This window comes from Allobosea sp. CCNWLY174, assembly GCF_037120455.1.
In the GTDB taxonomy this organism is placed as follows: domain Bacteria; phylum Pseudomonadota; class Alphaproteobacteria; order Rhizobiales; family Beijerinckiaceae; genus Allobosea; species Allobosea lupini.
Map to the genome: position 1 here is coordinate 1 of NZ_JBBBBQ010000003.1, position 15,692 is coordinate 15,692.

Annotated in this window: 17 protein-coding genes and 1 tRNA gene; 7 read left to right on the top strand and 11 right to left on the bottom strand. The window is 66.4% G+C overall.

Features of this window, described 5'->3' with window-relative positions:
* The first annotated feature begins 150 nt into the window (after nucleotides 1-150).
* Together V7S63_RS10950 and V7S63_RS10955 are read left to right on the top strand one after the other, a co-directional pair.
* Complete coding sequence (locus tag V7S63_RS10950; protein WP_336530252.1) at nucleotides 151-546, top strand: hypothetical protein; 396 nt, start codon at nucleotides 151-153, stop codon at nucleotides 544-546.
* Nucleotides 547-566: 20 nt separating this feature from the next.
* Nucleotides 567-1,331, top strand: a complete 765-nt coding sequence (locus V7S63_RS10955; RefSeq protein ID WP_336530253.1) for a hypothetical protein — start codon at nucleotides 567-569, stop codon at nucleotides 1,329-1,331.
* Between the two features lie 269 nt (nucleotides 1,332-1,600).
* On the opposite strand, the gene V7S63_RS10960 is transcribed toward V7S63_RS10955, so the two are convergent.
* The 11 genes from V7S63_RS10960 to proB form a co-directional block, all read right to left on the bottom strand.
* Nucleotides 1,601-1,677, bottom strand: a tRNA-Arg gene (locus V7S63_RS10960).
* A 141-nt stretch (nucleotides 1,678-1,818) separates the two neighbouring features.
* On the bottom strand, nucleotides 1,819-2,235 hold the full coding sequence (gene hisE / locus V7S63_RS10965; RefSeq protein ID WP_336530254.1) for a phosphoribosyl-ATP diphosphatase: 417 nt from the start codon (nucleotides 2,233-2,235) through the stop codon (nucleotides 1,819-1,821).
* A 62-nt stretch (nucleotides 2,236-2,297) separates the two neighbouring features.
* Entirely contained in the window at nucleotides 2,298-2,801 is a 504-nt protein-coding gene (locus tag V7S63_RS10970; protein WP_336530255.1) for an RNA pyrophosphohydrolase, read from the bottom strand.
* Nucleotides 2,798-4,006, bottom strand: a complete 1,209-nt coding sequence (locus V7S63_RS10975; protein ID WP_336530256.1) for a divergent polysaccharide deacetylase family protein — start codon at nucleotides 4,004-4,006, stop codon at nucleotides 2,798-2,800. Before V7S63_RS10975 ends, V7S63_RS10970 begins: the two co-directional genes overlap by 4 nt.
* Nucleotides 4,007-4,168: 162 nt before the next feature.
* Complete coding sequence (locus V7S63_RS10980) at nucleotides 4,169-5,539, bottom strand: S41 family peptidase (protein ID WP_091838379.1); 1,371 nt, start codon at nucleotides 5,537-5,539, stop codon at nucleotides 4,169-4,171.
* A complete protein-coding gene (locus V7S63_RS10985) occupies nucleotides 5,539-6,870 on the bottom strand; it encodes a murein hydrolase activator EnvC family protein (protein WP_100962742.1) in 1,332 nt (443 codons plus the stop codon). The genes V7S63_RS10980 and V7S63_RS10985 overlap by 1 nt, the downstream gene beginning before the upstream one ends.
* 32 nt (nucleotides 6,871-6,902) lie before the next feature.
* On the bottom strand, nucleotides 6,903-7,385 hold the full coding sequence (gene rlmH / locus V7S63_RS10990; protein ID WP_336530257.1) for a 23S rRNA (pseudouridine(1915)-N(3))-methyltransferase RlmH: 483 nt from the start codon (nucleotides 7,383-7,385) through the stop codon (nucleotides 6,903-6,905).
* Between the two features lie 12 nt (nucleotides 7,386-7,397).
* Entirely contained in the window at nucleotides 7,398-7,754 is a 357-nt protein-coding gene (rsfS, locus tag V7S63_RS10995; RefSeq protein WP_091838248.1) for a ribosome silencing factor, read from the bottom strand.
* A 123-nt stretch (nucleotides 7,755-7,877) separates the two neighbouring features.
* Nucleotides 7,878-8,489, bottom strand: coding sequence for a nicotinate-nucleotide adenylyltransferase (locus V7S63_RS11000; RefSeq protein ID WP_091838246.1), 612 nt, complete (start codon nucleotides 8,487-8,489; stop codon nucleotides 7,878-7,880).
* A complete protein-coding gene (locus tag V7S63_RS11005) occupies nucleotides 8,486-9,727 on the bottom strand; it encodes a glutamate-5-semialdehyde dehydrogenase (protein ID WP_336530594.1) in 1,242 nt (413 codons plus the stop codon). The genes V7S63_RS11000 and V7S63_RS11005 overlap by 4 nt, the downstream gene beginning before the upstream one ends.
* A 96-nt stretch (nucleotides 9,728-9,823) precedes the next feature.
* Nucleotides 9,824-10,963: a glutamate 5-kinase gene (proB, locus tag V7S63_RS11010; protein ID WP_199777485.1), complete on the bottom strand. Its 1,140-nt coding sequence runs from the start codon at nucleotides 10,961-10,963 to the stop codon at nucleotides 9,824-9,826.
* Nucleotides 10,964-11,565: 602 nt separating this feature from the next.
* On the opposite strand from proB, the gene rpsU reads away from it, so the two are divergent.
* The 5 genes from rpsU (at nucleotide 11,566) to V7S63_RS11035 (ending at nucleotide 15,683) form a co-directional block, all read left to right on the top strand.
* On the top strand, nucleotides 11,566-11,829 hold the full coding sequence (gene rpsU, locus V7S63_RS11015; RefSeq protein WP_091838241.1) for a 30S ribosomal protein S21: 264 nt from the start codon (nucleotides 11,566-11,568) through the stop codon (nucleotides 11,827-11,829).
* Nucleotides 11,830-11,911: 82 nt separating this feature from the next.
* Complete coding sequence (locus tag V7S63_RS11020; protein WP_244543923.1) at nucleotides 11,912-12,286, top strand: DUF6481 family protein; 375 nt, start codon at nucleotides 11,912-11,914, stop codon at nucleotides 12,284-12,286.
* Nucleotides 12,287-12,565: 279 nt separating this feature from the next.
* Entirely contained in the window at nucleotides 12,566-13,681 is a 1,116-nt protein-coding gene (locus V7S63_RS11025) for a TRAP transporter substrate-binding protein (protein ID WP_336530258.1), read from the top strand.
* 83 nt (nucleotides 13,682-13,764) lie between these two features.
* Nucleotides 13,765-14,355 carry a TRAP transporter small permease subunit gene (locus V7S63_RS11030; protein ID WP_091838234.1) on the top strand — a complete coding sequence of 197 codons (591 nt, stop codon included), beginning with the start codon at nucleotides 13,765-13,767 and terminating at the stop codon, nucleotides 14,353-14,355.
* Between the two features lie 8 nt (nucleotides 14,356-14,363).
* Nucleotides 14,364-15,683, top strand: coding sequence for a TRAP transporter large permease (locus V7S63_RS11035; protein WP_208862337.1), 1,320 nt, complete (start codon nucleotides 14,364-14,366; stop codon nucleotides 15,681-15,683).
* Nucleotides 15,684-15,692 lie beyond the last annotated feature (9 nt).

Genomic DNA, 15,692 nt, shown 5'->3' on the forward strand with positions numbered 1-15,692 from the left:
GTCCTCAAATCCTCGCTGGAAAAACAGGCCGCCTGAGGCCAGAAACGAAACTCAGGACTCTCCCTCAGAACGGAGGAGAAAAAGGTCTCAGGTCAGGATCAATCATTTAGCTGAAAAGTTCCGCGTGTCCGGCTCCTATCGTGCGCGGGTTTGCAGCGCGCTCAACGTGCCCCGCCCACCGGCGGGGTACTGGCAGAGGAAAGCGGTTGGGAAGGCCCCGCCTCGCCTTGGACTGCCGGCCGCCCTGCCGGGGATCAACTGAGCTGGGCCAAGGACAAGCCGCTTGCTGCGCCCGTCAAGAAGCGCGTGTGGCGCACGGTGGATCGTAAGGCTGCAATCAAGGCCATCAGATCCGCTCGCCACCCGATGCTGATCGGCGTGGAAGAGTACTTCCGGAAGTCGCGTACCACCGAGGAGAACGAATTCCTCAGGCCTTATAAGCAGCTCTTGCCTGACATTGTCGCGTCAGAAGCCCGTCTCGTTCGCGCTCTCGAGCTAGCCAACGACATCTCCAGCGCGCTCGCCGAAAGGGCCATCGTGTTCTGATCGCGCCGCCTGATCAGGAGATGGATCGTATCCATGTCGAAGAGCGTGAGATGCCCGGGAAGGACAGAAAATATGGGCGCTATCAATTTGGGAGCATCTGGTCGCCACGTCGACCGACGATCACCTACATCGGCTCCTTTCCCATCGGGCTTGCCCTGACTGAGATGACCGAGCGAGCCACTCTACGCTACCTGGACGGAAAACATGTCCGCGAAGATAGCAAGCTGGTTCAGTCAGCCAAACCATGGCAACTCACCCACTCCTGGACCACTGAGCAGGATCTTCCCTGCGGGCGCTTTCGCTTCATTGCCTATTCCCCTCTTGCCGGCGTCGACTGGACTTCGAGTTGGCAAGAGACGCAGACGAGTTCGATGAGCACGATGGTCTCGGCGATTGTCCAGAAGTTGGAAAGCGTCGAGGATGAAATTCGAGTTCTGATGAGAGCCGCCGAGGAAGCAGCCGCCCCGCAACGGCGGGAATGGGAGGAAGCGCAGGAACGCTTTCGCCGCGAGGAGGATCGGCGGCGCGTCGCGCAAGCGTTGGAGGAGATCAAGAGGCAGCTCGCGGACATCATCGAAAAATGGGCTGCAGCGACGGCCGTCGAGCGCTTCTTTTTGGAGGCTCAGAGCCGCATTGGCGAGGCGGAGGGCGAACGTCGCACCTACCTCAATGCGCGTCTCGCTCTGGCCAGGTCGATGGTTGGCCTCCTGGATCCATTGGCCTTCCTGGCAGAGTGCCTGGCGCCGGAGGAGCGCTACAAGTCCAAATGCGGCCAAAGCGAGTAGCCGGCCTGCTGTCTTTGATGACACGACGCATTTGAGTGTGCTCGGGCCATGATCGGTCGCTTGCTCTGTTCGAGGTGCGAACAGAGAATGGCGTTTGCGTGCTGGGTTAGCAGAGCGCTTAACAATCCACGGACCGAATCCATCGTAGTCGATTGAAAGCGGCAGCGCATGAAATGCGGCCCAATCGCGCCCGCAAGCGAAAACCGTTTCAAAAACCGTTCAGAACGGGAAATTGAAACGGTGGAACCCGGCGAACTTCTTGAAAAGAATGGCGCGCCCGAAAGGATTCGAACCTCTGACCCTCAGATTCGTAGTCTGATGCTCTATCCAGCTGAGCTACGGGCGCGTGACAACGGAAGCGGTTTCGAAGGCCGCCATCGGCTGACGGATGCGGATTTAACGGCTCCCACTGTGCTTGGCAAGCCCGATTTGCCGACTTCCTTCGCTTTCTTGTCGAACCTTGTGACAAGCGGTGGCGAAGCGACCATCAGCCCCGCTTGCCGCGCAGGAGCAGTGGCTGCAAGGCATCCTGTCTTGCTGCCTCATCGCTTGCCCCGCAGTCCGGCACAGCAAGGTGGCGGCCGCCATGCCGCGATTTCGGCAGTTTCTCGGCGATGCCGTAGAGCGCCTCGCGCCGGTCCATCTCGCGCCAGACCTCACCGGGCGTGATGCCGAGCTCGCTCCACAGCACGACGAGATTGTAGATGAGATCGGCGCTTTCGCGGACCACCGCCGGGCGGTTGTTCTGCACGGCCTCGATCCCGACCTCGACCGCTTCCTCGCCGAGCTTCTTGGCCATTTTCGGCGTGCCTTCGCGGATCAGCTTGGCGGTTCGCGACAAAGCGGGGTCGCGGCTGCGGGCCGAAAGCACGGCCGCGTAGAGATTCTGCACCGAATCGGTCATCGATCCAGAATCGGGCCGCCATGTAAGGGTTTCATGACGGTCCCGCCGTTTGCGCCGGGCGCTCATCGCGCGACACCCGCGAACAGGCGGACCACCTCGCGGTAGACCTCGCGCTTGAACGGGATGATCAGCTCCGTGGTCTCCGCGAGCGGCACCCAGCGCCAGGCGTCGAACTCGGGCTTGTGGCCGCCTCCGGGGTTGAGAATGTCGATCTCGCTCTCGTCGCCATCGAAGCGGAAGGCGAACCATTTCTGCGACTGGCCGCGATAGCGCCCGCGCCAGGCCTCCTTGCCGATCTCATAGGGCAAATCATAGCTCAGCCACTCCGGCGCTTCGGCGAGCAGCGACACCGACGAGACATTGGTCTCCTCGCGCAGCTCGCGATAGGCCGCCTCGATCGGCTGCTCGCCGGCATCGATGCCGCCCTGCGGCATCTGCCATTCATGGCCTGGGGCGGTGTGCTCGCGCTGGCTGCGATTGGCTCTGCGGCCGACGAAGACGAGGCCAGCCGGATTGAACAGGGCCAGCCCGACGCAGGGGCGGTAGCCGGCGGGCGGTTTCGTCATCGCAGCGAACCGGTGGTCGAAGGGTTGCGGAAGCCGCGGGCGGCGCTGACCGGGACGAGAATCAGGTTCTTGCCCTCAAGCGTGCGGGCCCAGCGGGTGATACGCTCGACCGTGACGGGCAGGGCGCTGGCGGTGGCGACGGCCGCACCCTGGTCGCGGGCGAGCGTCTCAAGACGCTGCAGCTCCTTGTCGATGGCCTCGGGCCGCGGGACGGTATCGAGCGATAGGTCGGCCTTGAGCGCCGGGATCTGCGCGCGCGTCGCTGCGGAAGCGAGCAGGCTGCGCGGCGAGGAACCGTCGTCGACGACCATCAGCCCGCGTCCGGCGATCTCGCGCAGCAGCGGCGTCAGGGCCATGTCGTCGGCGGTGAGGCGGCCGCCGAGGAAATTGACGATGCCGACATAGCCGGAGAAGCGGCCGAGCACCCATTGCAGCCGGTCGAGATTGTCGCTGCCCTTCTGGCCGGTGAGAAGGGTATGCGGACCTGGGTCGTTATCGGGATAGTCGAACGGCTCCATCGGCACCTGCAAGAAGACCTCGTGGCCTTCACCGCGGGCGCGCTGGACCGTTTTCTCCAGCTCCGCGCCGTAGGGGGCGAACGCGAGCGAAACCGGCCCCGGCAGGCGCGCGATCGCCTCGCTGGTCGAGCTCTGGCTGATGCCGAGCCCGCCGACGAGAATGGCGATCCGGCCGGCCGGCTTGCCGGCGGGGGCAGGGCCGGGCGGGCGGGCATAGACCTGCGCCGGTGTCGCGCCATCCGGGCCGATCTTCGGCAGCAGGCCGTGCCGGGTGCGCTCGACCAGGCGCTTGTCCGGCGCCGGAGCGAGCTTGACCGCGCCATCGTCGGGTACGGTGATGATGATCGCGCCGGGCGCGTCCGAACCCGGGCGGACGACGGTGACGCCGGATTCGGTCTCGAGCTGGCTGGCGCTGGCCGGGCCGCGCCGATCATCGCGCTGTGCGGGCTCGGGCGGGGCCTTGGCAATGTCGGGTGAGACGGGACGCTCGCGGATCATCGCGGTTGCGATCGGTTCGCCGCCGTCGGGATCGCGTTTCAGTGCCGCGTAGAGGATGAGGCCGATGAAGAGAGCCGCCAGTCCGCCGGTCAGGCCGCGCCGGAGCCAGCGCCCATAGGGCTTGCGCGCGCGGGCGCGCTTCGCCTGCCCGAGCGGCTGGTCGAGTTCGCTGAGCGGCAATCCGGCCAAGAGGCGCCGTCCTCTTCGACGTCACAACATCTGCGAATCAGTTCGCAGCGCTAGAGTCGGATGATTCGAGCCGGAATCAACAATCAATCGGCCGCAGGGGAAACAATCTCCTGCGGCCGTTGCGCAAGTGCCGAATAGCTGGGCCGGAAAGGGCCTGCGGGCTCAGTCGGACTTCTTTTCGCCGTCGGACTTTCCGGCCTCAGGAGCCGGAGCGGGCGTGGCAGGTGCCGGCGTCGCGGGCAGGGCGACGTCCTTCTTGCCGCGCAGCAGGTTGAGCGCCGCGGCGAGCTGGGTGTCCTTGGCCGGATCGATCGGAACATAGGACGGCGAGCCGGCCTGCTCCTCCTTGCCGTCGCCATTGCGCAGATGGCCCTTGAGCGAGGCCTCGCCCTTGTTCTCGACCTTGTCCTTCAGCTCGGCCGGCACGTCCTGGATGATCTCGATGTCGGGCGTGATGCCCTTGGCCTGGATCGAGTTGCCGGACGGGGTGTAGTAGCGCGCCGTGGTCAGCCTGAGGCCGCCATTGTCGCCGAGGCGGATCACGGTTTGGACCGAGCCCTTGCCGAAGGAGCGCGAACCCATGACGGTGGCGCGCTTATGGTCCTGCAGGGCGCCGGCGACGATCTCGGCGGCCGAGGCCGAGGAGCCGTTGATCAGCACGACGACCGGCTTGCCCTTGGTCAGATCACCCGACTTGGCGTTGAAGACCTGGGTTTCCTCGGCGTTGCGGCCGCGGGTCGAGACGATCTTGCCACGCTCGAGGAAGGCATCTGAGACCAGCACCGACTGGTCGAGGCGCCCGCCGCGATTGTTGCGCAGGTCGATGATGTAGCCCTTGATCTTGTCGAAGCCGATCTCGGCGTTGACCTTGTCGAGCGCCTTGCGCAGGCCCTCATAGGTCTGCTCGCTGAAGGTGCCGATGCGGATGTAGCCGACATCGCCCTCGACGCGCTCCTCGACGGCCGGGACGACGATGTTCGACCGGGTCAGGGTGAATTCCAGCGGCTCGGTCTTGCCGGTGCGCTCGATCGTCAGCTTGACCTGCGTGTTGATGATGCCGCGCATCTTCTCGACGGCCTGGTTCAGGCTGAGGCCCTTGACCTCGTCATTGTCGATCTTGCGGATGATGTCGCCGGCCAGGATGCCGGCCTTGGCGGCAGGCGTGTCGCGAATCGGCTTGGCGACCTTGAGAACCTCGTTCTCCATGGTCACCTCGATGCCGAGCCCGCCGAACTGGCCGCGCATGTCGATGTCCATGTCGCGGAAGCTCTTGGCATCGAGATAGCCCGAGTGCGGATCGAGCGAGGAGACCATGCCGTTGATGGCGGCCTCGATCAGCTTCTGCTCGTCTGGCTTCTCGACGTAGTCGGTACGGATCTTCTCGAAGATGTCGCCGAACAGGTTGAGGCTGCGATAGACCTCGGCCGAGGCCGCGACCGCACTGGTCGAGGAGAGCAGCTTGGTCTGGGTCACCACACCGGTGAGGCCCGCGCCGGCGATGGCGCCGACCAGAACGAGAGAAACCTTGCGCATCATCCGCGAGCCTTTTCGCCTTGCGATTTCGTCCACCACGGCGTCGGATCGATCGAGACGCCGTCTTTCCTGAACTCGATATAGAGGACCGGTTCGCCGGTCCCCGCTCCCACATTCGTCGCGGCCGCTTCCGCAGTCTCGCCCATCACAGCGACCGGCTCCCCGGCCAGCACAAACTGGTTCAACGATACGTCGATGCGCTGCATGCCTGCCAGAAGAACATAGTAACCATTGCCGGCATTGAGGATCAAGAGTTGGCCAAAGGAGCGGAACGGCCCCGCATAGACCACCCAGCCATCGGAAGGTGACGAAACCACGGCATTGGCACGTGTGGAAAGCGAAATTCCACGCGTGGCGGCGCCAACGTCGTCGGCCGCGCCAAATCCACGCAATTGTGAACCGGTGACCGGCAAGGGCAGCATGCCGCGCAATTCCTGGAAGGCCGCCTTGGGCGCGAGCCGGGCCGGATCACGGAAGGCGAGCTGGGCCATGCGTTGGCGCTGCTCCTGGGTCTCCGCTTCGAGCGCGCGGCGCGCCGCATCGGCGGCGCGATTGGCGGTGGATATGTCCTTCTCGATCCGGTCGACGAGGTCGCGCAGCGTTCGTGCCTGCGCCGCGAGCTCGCCGCCGGCGGCCCGCTGCGCCTCGATGTCCTGGGCAGCGCTGGTCTCGCGCGCACGTCTGGCTTCGATCAGCGAAGCCAGGCGGCGGCGCTCGCCGGCCAGCGCTTCCATCTCACCGGCGATGCTCTTGCGCTCCTCGGCGATGGCCTCGCGCAGGCGCACCAGCTCGGCGAGGTCGGTGCCAAGGATGGTGATCTCCTGGCGCAGATCCGGGACGACGGCACCGAGCAGCATCGAGGCGCGCACCGCTTCGAGGATGTCCTCCGGCCTGACCAGCACAGCCGGCGGCGGCCGGCGGCCGATGCGCTGGAGTGCCGCCAGCACTTCGCCGATCAGGCCGCGTCGGCTCTCAAGCGAACGCCGGATCGCGGTCTCGCTGGTCTGCAGCAGCGAAAGGCGCTGTTCGATGCCGGCGATGCGGCCTTCGGCGGCCTGCGTGCGGGCAGTGGTGTCGAGCAGGGCCTGGTTGAGCTTGGTCCGGTCGGCGCGGATGCCGGCGATCTCGGCTTCCAGCTTGACGCGGGCATCGGCATTGCCGGCGAGGCGCTCCTCGATCGCCTTGAGCTCGGCCTCGCGAGCGCGCTTCTCCTCGCGCTTCTGCTCGGTGTCGCGGGCGGCCTCCTCCGGATCAGGGGTGGGGGCGTTCTGGGCGAGGGCATGGCCGGCTGCCAGGCAGGCGCACAGCAGCGCCGGCCAGAGCCGAAGCATGCGTGCGATTCGAATCAGCCGGGAATTGCGGGTCATGCGCGATGATAGGGATGTCCGGCCATGATCGTCATCGCTCGATAGAGCTGTTCGAGCACGAGCGCGCGGACGATCTGGTGCGGCATGGTCAGCGCGCCGAAGGAAAGCACCATCGCGGCGCGCTCGCGCAGCTCGGCGTCGAGCCCGTCGGCGCCGCCGATCAGCAGGGTTGCTGCGGGGGTGCCGGCATCGCGCGCGACGGCAAGGCGGTTGGCGAAGGTGTCGCTGTCGAGGCTCCGACCGCGCTCGTCGAGCGCGATGACGAGGCCCGACGGCGGCAGGCGCTCGCCGATCAGCTTCGCTTCCTCGCGGCGGCGTTCCTCGGTGCGCCGGCCACGGCCTTCGGGGAGTTCGACGACCTCGGGGCCGCTCAGGCCGAGCCCGCGGGCCAGGCCTTGCGCGCGTTCCTGATAGCGGGCGCAAAGGTCACGTTCCGGCCCGTCCTTGAGGCGGCCGACCGCGATGACCGACAGTCGCACGGGAACCGGGACTCAGCCGTCGAGGCGCTCGCGCGGCCGGTCGGCGCCCCACATCTTCTCGAGATTGTAGAACTGGCGCACTTCCGGACGGAAAATGTGGATGATCAGGTCGCCGGTGTCGATCAGCACCCAGTCGCAGGCGGGGACACCCTCGACCTTCGGCGTCTCATGGCCGGCCTTCTTGAAGGCTTCGACGAGACTGTCGGAGATCGAGGCGACATGGCGGTTGACCCGGCCGGAGGCGATGATCATGGCGTCGGCCAACGAGGTCTTGCCGACGAGGTCGATCACGGTGGCGTCCTCGGCCTTCATGTCGTCCAGGACCTGCAGGGCGAGCGCGATGCTGCTCGCGGCGGGGTTCTCGGTCATGGCGGCCGGGGGAAGCGGCTCGGTGCCGGCTTCGCCGATGGATTGACGGTTCAGAGCCGTATCCTCACGTGACGACGCGCTCATGGCGCGACACCCTCAATTTAAGCGTCGGAGGGGGCGAGTTCAATTGGTTTCGGCGAGTTCGCGCAGATAGGTCGAGGACAGATCAGAGCGCCGACCGTGCAGGAAGATCCAGGCGGGCGGGGTGCGAACCGGCAAGGCGGCACCCTGATTCTCCGACAAACGCCAGCGCGCCATCCAGTTGGCGGCGGGCGAGGCGATCGAGCGATGAGTCGAGCCGGGGCGGTCGATCACCGCGATCGGCATCATCCGGGCGATGGCGCGCCATTCGTTCCAGCGGTGGAAATTCGCGAGATTGTCGGAGCCCATGATCCAGACGAAGCGCACGCCGGGGCAGCGGCGCTTGAGTTGGCGCAGCGTGTCGGCGGTGTAACGCGTACGCAGGGTCGCCTCGATGCCGGTGACGTTGATGTGGCCATGGTCGGCGAGCGCCCGGGCCTGGGCGATGCGCTGCGTCAGCGGCGGCAGGGCGTGGTTGTCCTTCAGCGGGTTGCCGGGTGTGACCAGCCACCAGACGCGGTCGAGCTGGAGCCGGCGCAGCGCCGTCAGGCTCGCCATGCGGTGGCCGTCATGGGCGGGGTTGAAGGTGCCGCCGAACAACCCGATGCGCAGACCGGGGGCGTGCGGCGGCAGGCGCAGCTCCTCGGCGCTCACGGGCGGACCTGACCCTGGCCATGGACCCGGTATTTGAAGGAGCAGAGTTGCTCGACGCCGACCGGGCCGCGCGCATGCATGCGGCCGGTGGCGATGCCGATCTCGGCGCCGAAGCCGAACTCGCCGCCATCGGCGAACTGGGTCGAGGCGTTGTGCAGGACGATGGCCGAATCGACCTCGGCGAGAAAACGGGTCGCCGCCGCCTCGTCGGCGGTCACGATCGCATCGGTGTGGTGCGAGCCATAGGTCTCGATATGGGCGATCGCGGCGTCGAGGCCGGGCACTGTCTTCACCGCGATGATGCGGTCGAGATATTCGGTGCGCCAGTCCGCCTCGCCGGCCGGCGTGACGCGCGGGTCGACGGCGAGCGTCGCCGCGTCGCCACGCACAGCACAGCCCTCGTCGAGCAAGGCGGCGACCAGCGGCTTCAGATGTGTCGCCGTGCAGGCCTCGTCGACGAGCAGCGTCTCGGCGGCGCCGCAGACGCCGGTGCGGCGCAATTTGGCGTTGATGAGGATCGCGCGGGCCATGGCGAGATCGGCGGCGGCATGGACATAGACATGGTTGTTGCCGTCGAGATGGGCGAAGACCGGCACGCGCGCCTCCTGCTGCACGCGCGCCACCAGGCTCTTGCCGCCACGCGGCACGACGACGTCGACAGTGCCGTCCAGCCCTTTCAGGATTTCGCCGACGGCGGCGCGGTCGCGGCTGGGCACGAGCTGGATCGCTTCGCGCGGCAGGCCGGCGGCCGCGAGGCCTTCCTGCATGGCGGCAGCGATCTCGCTGGCGCTGCGGAAGCTGTCGGACCCGGCGCGCAGGATCGCGACATTGCCGCTCTTCAGGCAGAGCGCGCCGGCGTCCGCCGTGACATTGGGGCGGCTCTCGAAGATCACCGCGACGACGCCGAGCGGTGTGGCGACGCGCTCGAAGACGAGGCCGTTGGGCTGCGTCCACTTCGCCAGCACCTTGCCGACCGGGTCGGGCAAGGCGGCGATATCGGCGACGGCCTGGGCGATCGCTTCGAGGCGGGCATCGTCCAAAGCGAGGCGGTCGATGAAGGAGGCGGCGAGGCCGGCAGCGCGCGCATCGGCGAGATCCTGCCGGTTGGCGACGAGGATCGCCGGAGCGCGCTCGCGCAGGGCTTCGGCCATCGCGGCGAGGGCGCGGTTGCGCTGCTCGGCCGATGCGGTGCCGACGCGGCGCGCGGCAGCGCGGGCACCCCGGCCGAGCCCGTGCATCAGCGCGGCGATATCGCCGTTCTCATTATCGGGCGCGGGGACGCGCTTGGCGTTCTGCCGTGCGTTCTCTTGGGTCATCGCCGCCCTGAACTCTGCTTAGGCATCGGGATCGTAGCCGAGGCGCAGCGCCATGTCGTCCCGGTGAATCATCTCGGCGCGACCGGGGTAGCCGAGCACGGCCTCGATATCGCGGGAGGCCTTGCCGAGCACGCGCACCGCCTCGTCCACATCATAGGCGACGAGGCCGCGGCCAAGCTCGCTGCCGTCACCGGTTCGGATCATCACCGCGTCGCCGCGGCTGAAGGCGCCTTCGATCCGGGTGACGCCGACCGGCAGCAGGCTGGCGCCGCCCCGCAGGGCGCGAGCGGCGCCGTCGTCGACATGCAAGGTGCCGCGCGGCTCGAGCGAGCCGGCGATCCAGGTCTTGCGGGCGGTCGCGGGCGTCGAGGCGCTGAGGAACCAGGAGCAGCGCGCGCCCTGCGCGACCGCGCGCAGCGGGTTCTTGGCCCTTCCGTCGGCGATCAGCATATGGGCGCCGCCGGCGGTGGCGATCTTGCCGGCCTCGATCTTGGTGCGCATGCCGCCGCGCGAAAGCTCGGACGCCGCGCCGCCGGCCATCGCCTCGATCGCGGGCGTGATCGCGGCGATGACCGGGATATGCCTGGCATCCGGGCTGGAGAGGGGCGGGGCGGTGTAGAGGCCGTCGATGTCGGAGAACAGCACCAGCAGGTCGGCGCCGGCCATGGTGGCAACGCGGGCGGCGAGCCGGTCATTGTCGCCATAGCGGATCTCGGAGGTCGCGACGGTATCGTTCTCGTTGATCACCGGGACGGCGCGCAGATCGAGCAGGCGGCCCAGGGTCGCACGCGCGTTGAGATAGCGCCGGCGTTCTTCGGTGTCGGCGAGGGTGAGCAGGATCTGGCCGGCATTGAGCCCGTGATGGCCGAGCGCCTCCGACCAGTTGCGGGCGAGCGCGATCTGGCCGACCGCTGCCGAAGCCTGGCTTTCCTCGAGCCGGAGCGGGCCGGCTGGCAGCTTCAGCACGGTGCGGCCGAGCGCGATCGCGCCGGATGAGACGACCAGGACATCGGCGCCGCGGCCATGCAATTCGGCGAGATCCTCGGCGAGCGCCGCGAGCCAGGCATGGCGCAGGCGCCCCTGCGCCCGGTCGACGAGCAGGGAAGAGCCGACCTTGACGACGATGCGGCGGAACTGGTCGAGGGCAGGCAGGTTCACGGGCGGACCGGGCTTCGGATGGGCAGGATAATGCCCGCCGCAGTTCCTTGGCCAAATTGCCGGCGTTGTAAAGCTGCGCGGGCGCAATGCCGTTGTGCCGGGCGCGGCGTGCTCTACAGCGGCGCGGTCACCACGCGTGCCGTCCAGCAGAGCTGATAGGCGATGTGCAGCAGGGCCATCGCGAACTGCAGGCCCCTGTGGGCGTAGAGCGAGGCGAGCAGGCAGAGCCCGAGGCCGAGCTGAACCTGAATGAGATAATCTGCGCAGTCGTGACTCCACCGTGCCGGCCGCTTGAGGCGATGCCGTGAGCAGCCGGGTGATGCCGAGGCCGATCACCATGCCGATGACGACGCGGATATGGGGAAGAGCTCGTTGGCCGCTTGCGAATCCATGATGCGCGGCGCGATCGAATGAGGGCTCGAGGGTGCATGGCGGATCGTTCCACGCCACGCGTTCGACCTGCCACGGGTTCGCCATGCGCCGAGCGTGATACGATTAGGGGTGGCGCTGGTCTGGGATTTCTGCTACCGCGACGCACAAATCCTAAGGGTCGGGCTTTGCCTGACCCTTTTTCCTTCCATCCTGCAAAGCTGGAGACACGGATGCAGGTTCTCGTGCGCGACAACAATGTCGATCAGGCCATTCGCGTTCTGAAGAAGAAATTGCAGCGCGAAGGCGTGTTCCGCGAGATGAAGCGTCGCGCTTCCTATGAGAAGCCCTCCGAGCAGCGCGCTCGCGAGAAGGCCGAGGCCGTCCGCCGCGCCCGCAAGCTCGCCCGCAAGCAGGCTCAGCGCGAAGGCTTGATCGCCGCGCCGAAGCCGAAAGTGCTCAAGCCCCGCGCTGCCAGCGCAGCGGCCCCGCGCTGATTTCACTACAAATATCCCGCGAACTGCCCTATCTGCAGCGCGCGGGCGGCACTTTCGCCCGAGCAACTCCTGAAGGCTGACCTTGAAGAATCCGAACGACCGCCATTTCACTGATCGCCAGGCCAATTCCGCTAATGCGAAGAAGGCCCTGCTGGAGCGCTTCAAGAAGCGTCCCGGACCAGACGATCCGGTGATGGTGCAGCGTCGGGCCGAACGCGAGGCGATCGCCGCCGCGCGGGCCGAGCGCGATGCCAAGAAGGAAGCCGAGCGCCTGGAGGCCGAGCGCATCGCCGCCATCGAGCAGGCTGCGCGCGAGGAGGCCGAGCGTCTGGCCGAGATCGAGCGCGAGGTGCAGCGCAAGGCCGAGCAGGCCAAGCGCGACGCCGAGCGGCCGCGCCGCGTCCTGCTCGAAGCCGTGCAGTACATGGAGATGCGGGTCGCCGGTAAGCGCCGCTGAACACGAATTCTCGATCGAACCTGTCGATCGTCGACGGCGCCGCATGCGATGCGGCGCCGTTTTCTTTTGGCGCATAGGCTTCCGACGCGCCTGTTCTTTCCGACAGGGAATAGGACTCATTCCAGGCGGGAACAGCCTTCGTTCCGATTGCAACTAAAGTGCTACGACCTTCCGGCTTGCTATCTCCCCATCTCGCCGAAACGTTGAAGGCTGGCGGCCAGCAGAGCCGCAAACAACGCTCGCCGGTTGCAACGGCGCCGTTCCTCTGGGGAGAGAGCCATGACATCCGAACCAACGCAGTCGCGCGCCAATCGGCGCAATTTCCTGAAGGTGGCGGGCCTTGCGGGTGCCGGCGCCATCGCGATGCCGCAAGTCAGCCGGGCGCAGACCGTGACCTGGAAATTCCAGTCGACCTGGCCGACCAAGGACATCTTCCATGAGTTCGCCGGCGATTTTGCCAAGCGCATCAACGACATGTCGGGCGGCCGGCTGAAGGTCGACGTGCTCGCGGCCGGTGCCGTCGTACCTGCCTTCCAGATGCAGGATGCAGTCGCCGCCGGCATCCTCGATGGCGGCCATGGTGTCTCCGCCTACTGGTACGGCAAGAACAAGGCGTTCTCGCTGTTCGGCACGCCGCCGGCGTTGGGCTGGGACGCCACCAACTTCCTCGGCTGGATGAACCATGGCGGCGGCTATGACCTCTACAACGATCTCGTCCAGAACCAGCTCAAGCTCAACCTGGTCGGCTTCTTCTCCGGACCGATGCCGTGCCAGCCGCTTGGCTGGTTCAAGAAGGAGCTGAAGACCGCCGACGACTTCAAGGGCCTGAAATACCGCACCGTTGGCCTCGCAGCCGACCTGATGCGCGAGATGGGCGCGGCGGTCACCATCCTCGCCGGCGGCGAGATCGTACCGGCGCTGGAGCGCGGCGTCATCGACGGCGCCGAGTTCAACAACCCGTCCTCGGATTCGATCCTCGGCTTCCAGGACGTCGCCAAGGTCTACATGCTGCAGAGCTATCACCAGGCGGCGGAGAGCTTCGAACTGCTCTTCAACAAGACCAAGTTCGACGCGCTCTCGCCGGAGCAGAAAGCGATCATCAAGTACTCGGCCGAATCGGCCTCCTCCGACATGATCTGGAAGGCGCTCGACCGCTATTCCAAGGACCTCGAAATGCTGCGCGGCAAAGGCGTCAACGTGGTCTCGACGCCGGAGCCGATCCTGAAAGCGCAGCTCGCGGCCTGGGACAAGGTGCTCGAGAAGCTCGGCGGCGAGAGCCCGTTCTTCAAGAAGGTCGTCGATAGCCAGAAGGACTGGGTCAAGCGCACCGTGTCCTATCAGCGCATCAACGAGCCCTCGCGCGAGCTCGCCTTCAACCACTTCTTCAAGACTTGAAGGCCGCCGTCCGCGACAACGCCGCGCCCGCCATTGTCCTCGATGGCGGGCGTTCTTTGCCCGAGAAGCATGAGCAGGCGCGCATGGGACTGATCCTGGCGATCGACAAGTTCAACACCGCCATCGGCAAGCTCGCCGGCTGGACGATCCTGATCCTGACGCTGGCGATCAGCTACGAGGTGTTCTCGCGCTATGCGCTGCGGGCGCCGACCGAATGGGCCTTCGACGTCAGCTATATCCTCTACGGCACGCTGTTCATGCTGGCCGGGCCCTATGCGCTCGCGCGAAACGCACATGTGCGCGGCGATTTCCTCTATCGCGCCTGGAGCCCGCGCACGCAGGCGAAGCTCGATCTTGCGCTCTACATCCTGTTTTTCTTTCCCGGCATCATCGCGCTCGCCTGGGCCGGCTACAAGTTCGCGGCCTTCTCCTGGATGATCGGCGAGCATTCCTCGAACTCGCCGAACGGGCCGCCGCTCTACCATTTTAAATCGCTGATCCCGATCGCCGGCGCGCTGATGACGCTGCAGGGGCTGGCCGAAGTGGCGCGCTGCGTCATCTGCCTGCGCACCGGCGACTGGCCGCCGCGACTGCACGATGTCGAGGAAACCGAGAAGCTCATTCTCGAACAGGCTGCCGCGCAGGGCGCGCCGGATGCGGGGAAGACGGTCTGATGCTGGGCATGGGCAATCCGGAACTGGGCGTGGTGATGCTCGTCCTGTTCATCTTCTTCATCATGCTCGGCTTCCCGATCGCCTTCACGCTGATGGCGCTGGGTGTCGGCTTCGGCTACTGGGCGATGGGCGACACCGTCTTCAACCTCGTGGTCCAGCGCACCTATTCGGTGATGGCCAACGACGTGCTGGTCTCGATCCCCCTCTTCATCTTCATGGGCTACATCATCGAGCGGGCGAACATCCTCGACCGGCTCTTCCACTCGATCCAACTCGCGCTCGGGAACGTTCCAGGCTCTCTCGCCATCGCCACATTGGCGACCTGCGCCATCTTTGCGACCGCGACCGGCATCGTCGGCGCGGTGGTGACGCTGATGGGGCTTCTCGCCTTCCCGGCGATGCTGCGGGCCGGCTACGACGTCAAGCTCTCGGCCGGTGTGGTCTGCGCCGGCGGCTGCCTCGGCATCCTGATCCCGCCCTCGGTGATGCTGATCCTCTACGGCGCGACCGCCGGCGTCTCGGTGCCGAAGCTCTACGCCGGGGCGCTTTTTCCCGGCCTGCTGCTCGCCGGCCTCTACATGCTCTATGTGCTGATCCGCTGCTGGCTCAACCCGGCGCTGGCGCCGAAGCTGCCGAAGGAGCAGACCGACGTGCCATGGACGCGGGTGCTCTGGGCGCTCGTCACCAGCTTCTTCCCGCTCACCATCCTGATCATGTCGGTGCTGGGCTGCATCTTCTTCGGCCTGGCGACGCCGACGGAAGCGGCCGCGGTCGGCTCGCTCGGCAGCCTGATCCTGGCTGCCGCCTACCGGTCGCTCTCCTTCGGCAAGGTCAAGGAATCGGTGATCCTGACGGCGCGGACCTCGGCCATGGTCTGCTGGCTCTTCGTGGGATCTTTCATCTTCTCGTCGATCTTCGCCATCCTCGGCGGACACGAGCCGATCAAGAACCTGGTCACGGCGCTCAACCTGTCGCCGACCATGTTCCTGATCGTGGCGCAGCTGATAATCTTCGTGCTCGGCTGGCCGCTCGAATGGACAGAGATCATCGTGATCTTCGTGCCGATCTTCCTGCCGCTGCTGGAGTTCTTCAAGATCGACCCGCTGTTCTTCGGCATCCTGATCGCCTTGAACATCCAGACTTCGTTCCTGTCGCCGCCGGTGGCGATGGCGCCGTTCTATCTCAAGGGCATCGCGCCGCCGCACGTCACCATCAATCAGATCTTCTCCGGGGTGATGCCGTTCCTCTGGCTGGTGCTGGTGGCGATGGTTGCGGTCTACGTCTTCCCCGGTATCGCGCTCTGGCTGCCGAAATATCTCTACGGCTGAGGCTCGGGC

Coding starts and splice junctions, on each gene's coding strand:
- V7S63_RS10980 (WP_091838379.1), bottom strand. CDS start 5,539: ATGCGCAAGGTTTCTCTCGTTCTGGTCGGCGCCATCGCCGGCGCGGGC.
- rpsU (WP_091838241.1), top strand. CDS start 11,566: ATGCAGGTTCTCGTGCGCGACAACAATGTCGATCAGGCCATTCGCGTT.
- V7S63_RS11005 (WP_336530594.1), bottom strand. CDS start 9,727: ATGCACGGGCTCGGCCGGGGTGCCCGCGCTGCCGCGCGCCGCGTCGGC.
- V7S63_RS11030 (WP_091838234.1), top strand. CDS start 13,765: ATGGGACTGATCCTGGCGATCGACAAGTTCAACACCGCCATCGGCAAG.
- V7S63_RS10970 (WP_336530255.1), bottom strand. CDS start 2,801: ATGACGAAACCGCCCGCCGGCTACCGCCCCTGCGTCGGGCTGGCCCTG.
- V7S63_RS11025 (WP_336530258.1), top strand. CDS start 12,566: ATGACATCCGAACCAACGCAGTCGCGCGCCAATCGGCGCAATTTCCTG.
- V7S63_RS10985 (WP_100962742.1), bottom strand. CDS start 6,870: ATGCTTCGGCTCTGGCCGGCGCTGCTGTGCGCCTGCCTGGCAGCCGGC.
- V7S63_RS10955 (WP_336530253.1), top strand. CDS start 567: ATGGATCGTATCCATGTCGAAGAGCGTGAGATGCCCGGGAAGGACAGA.
- rsfS (WP_091838248.1), bottom strand. CDS start 7,754: ATGACCGAGAACCCCGCCGCGAGCAGCATCGCGCTCGCCCTGCAGGTC.
- V7S63_RS11035 (WP_208862337.1), top strand. CDS start 14,364: ATGGGCAATCCGGAACTGGGCGTGGTGATGCTCGTCCTGTTCATCTTC.
- hisE (WP_336530254.1), bottom strand. CDS start 2,235: ATGACCGATTCGGTGCAGAATCTCTACGCGGCCGTGCTTTCGGCCCGC.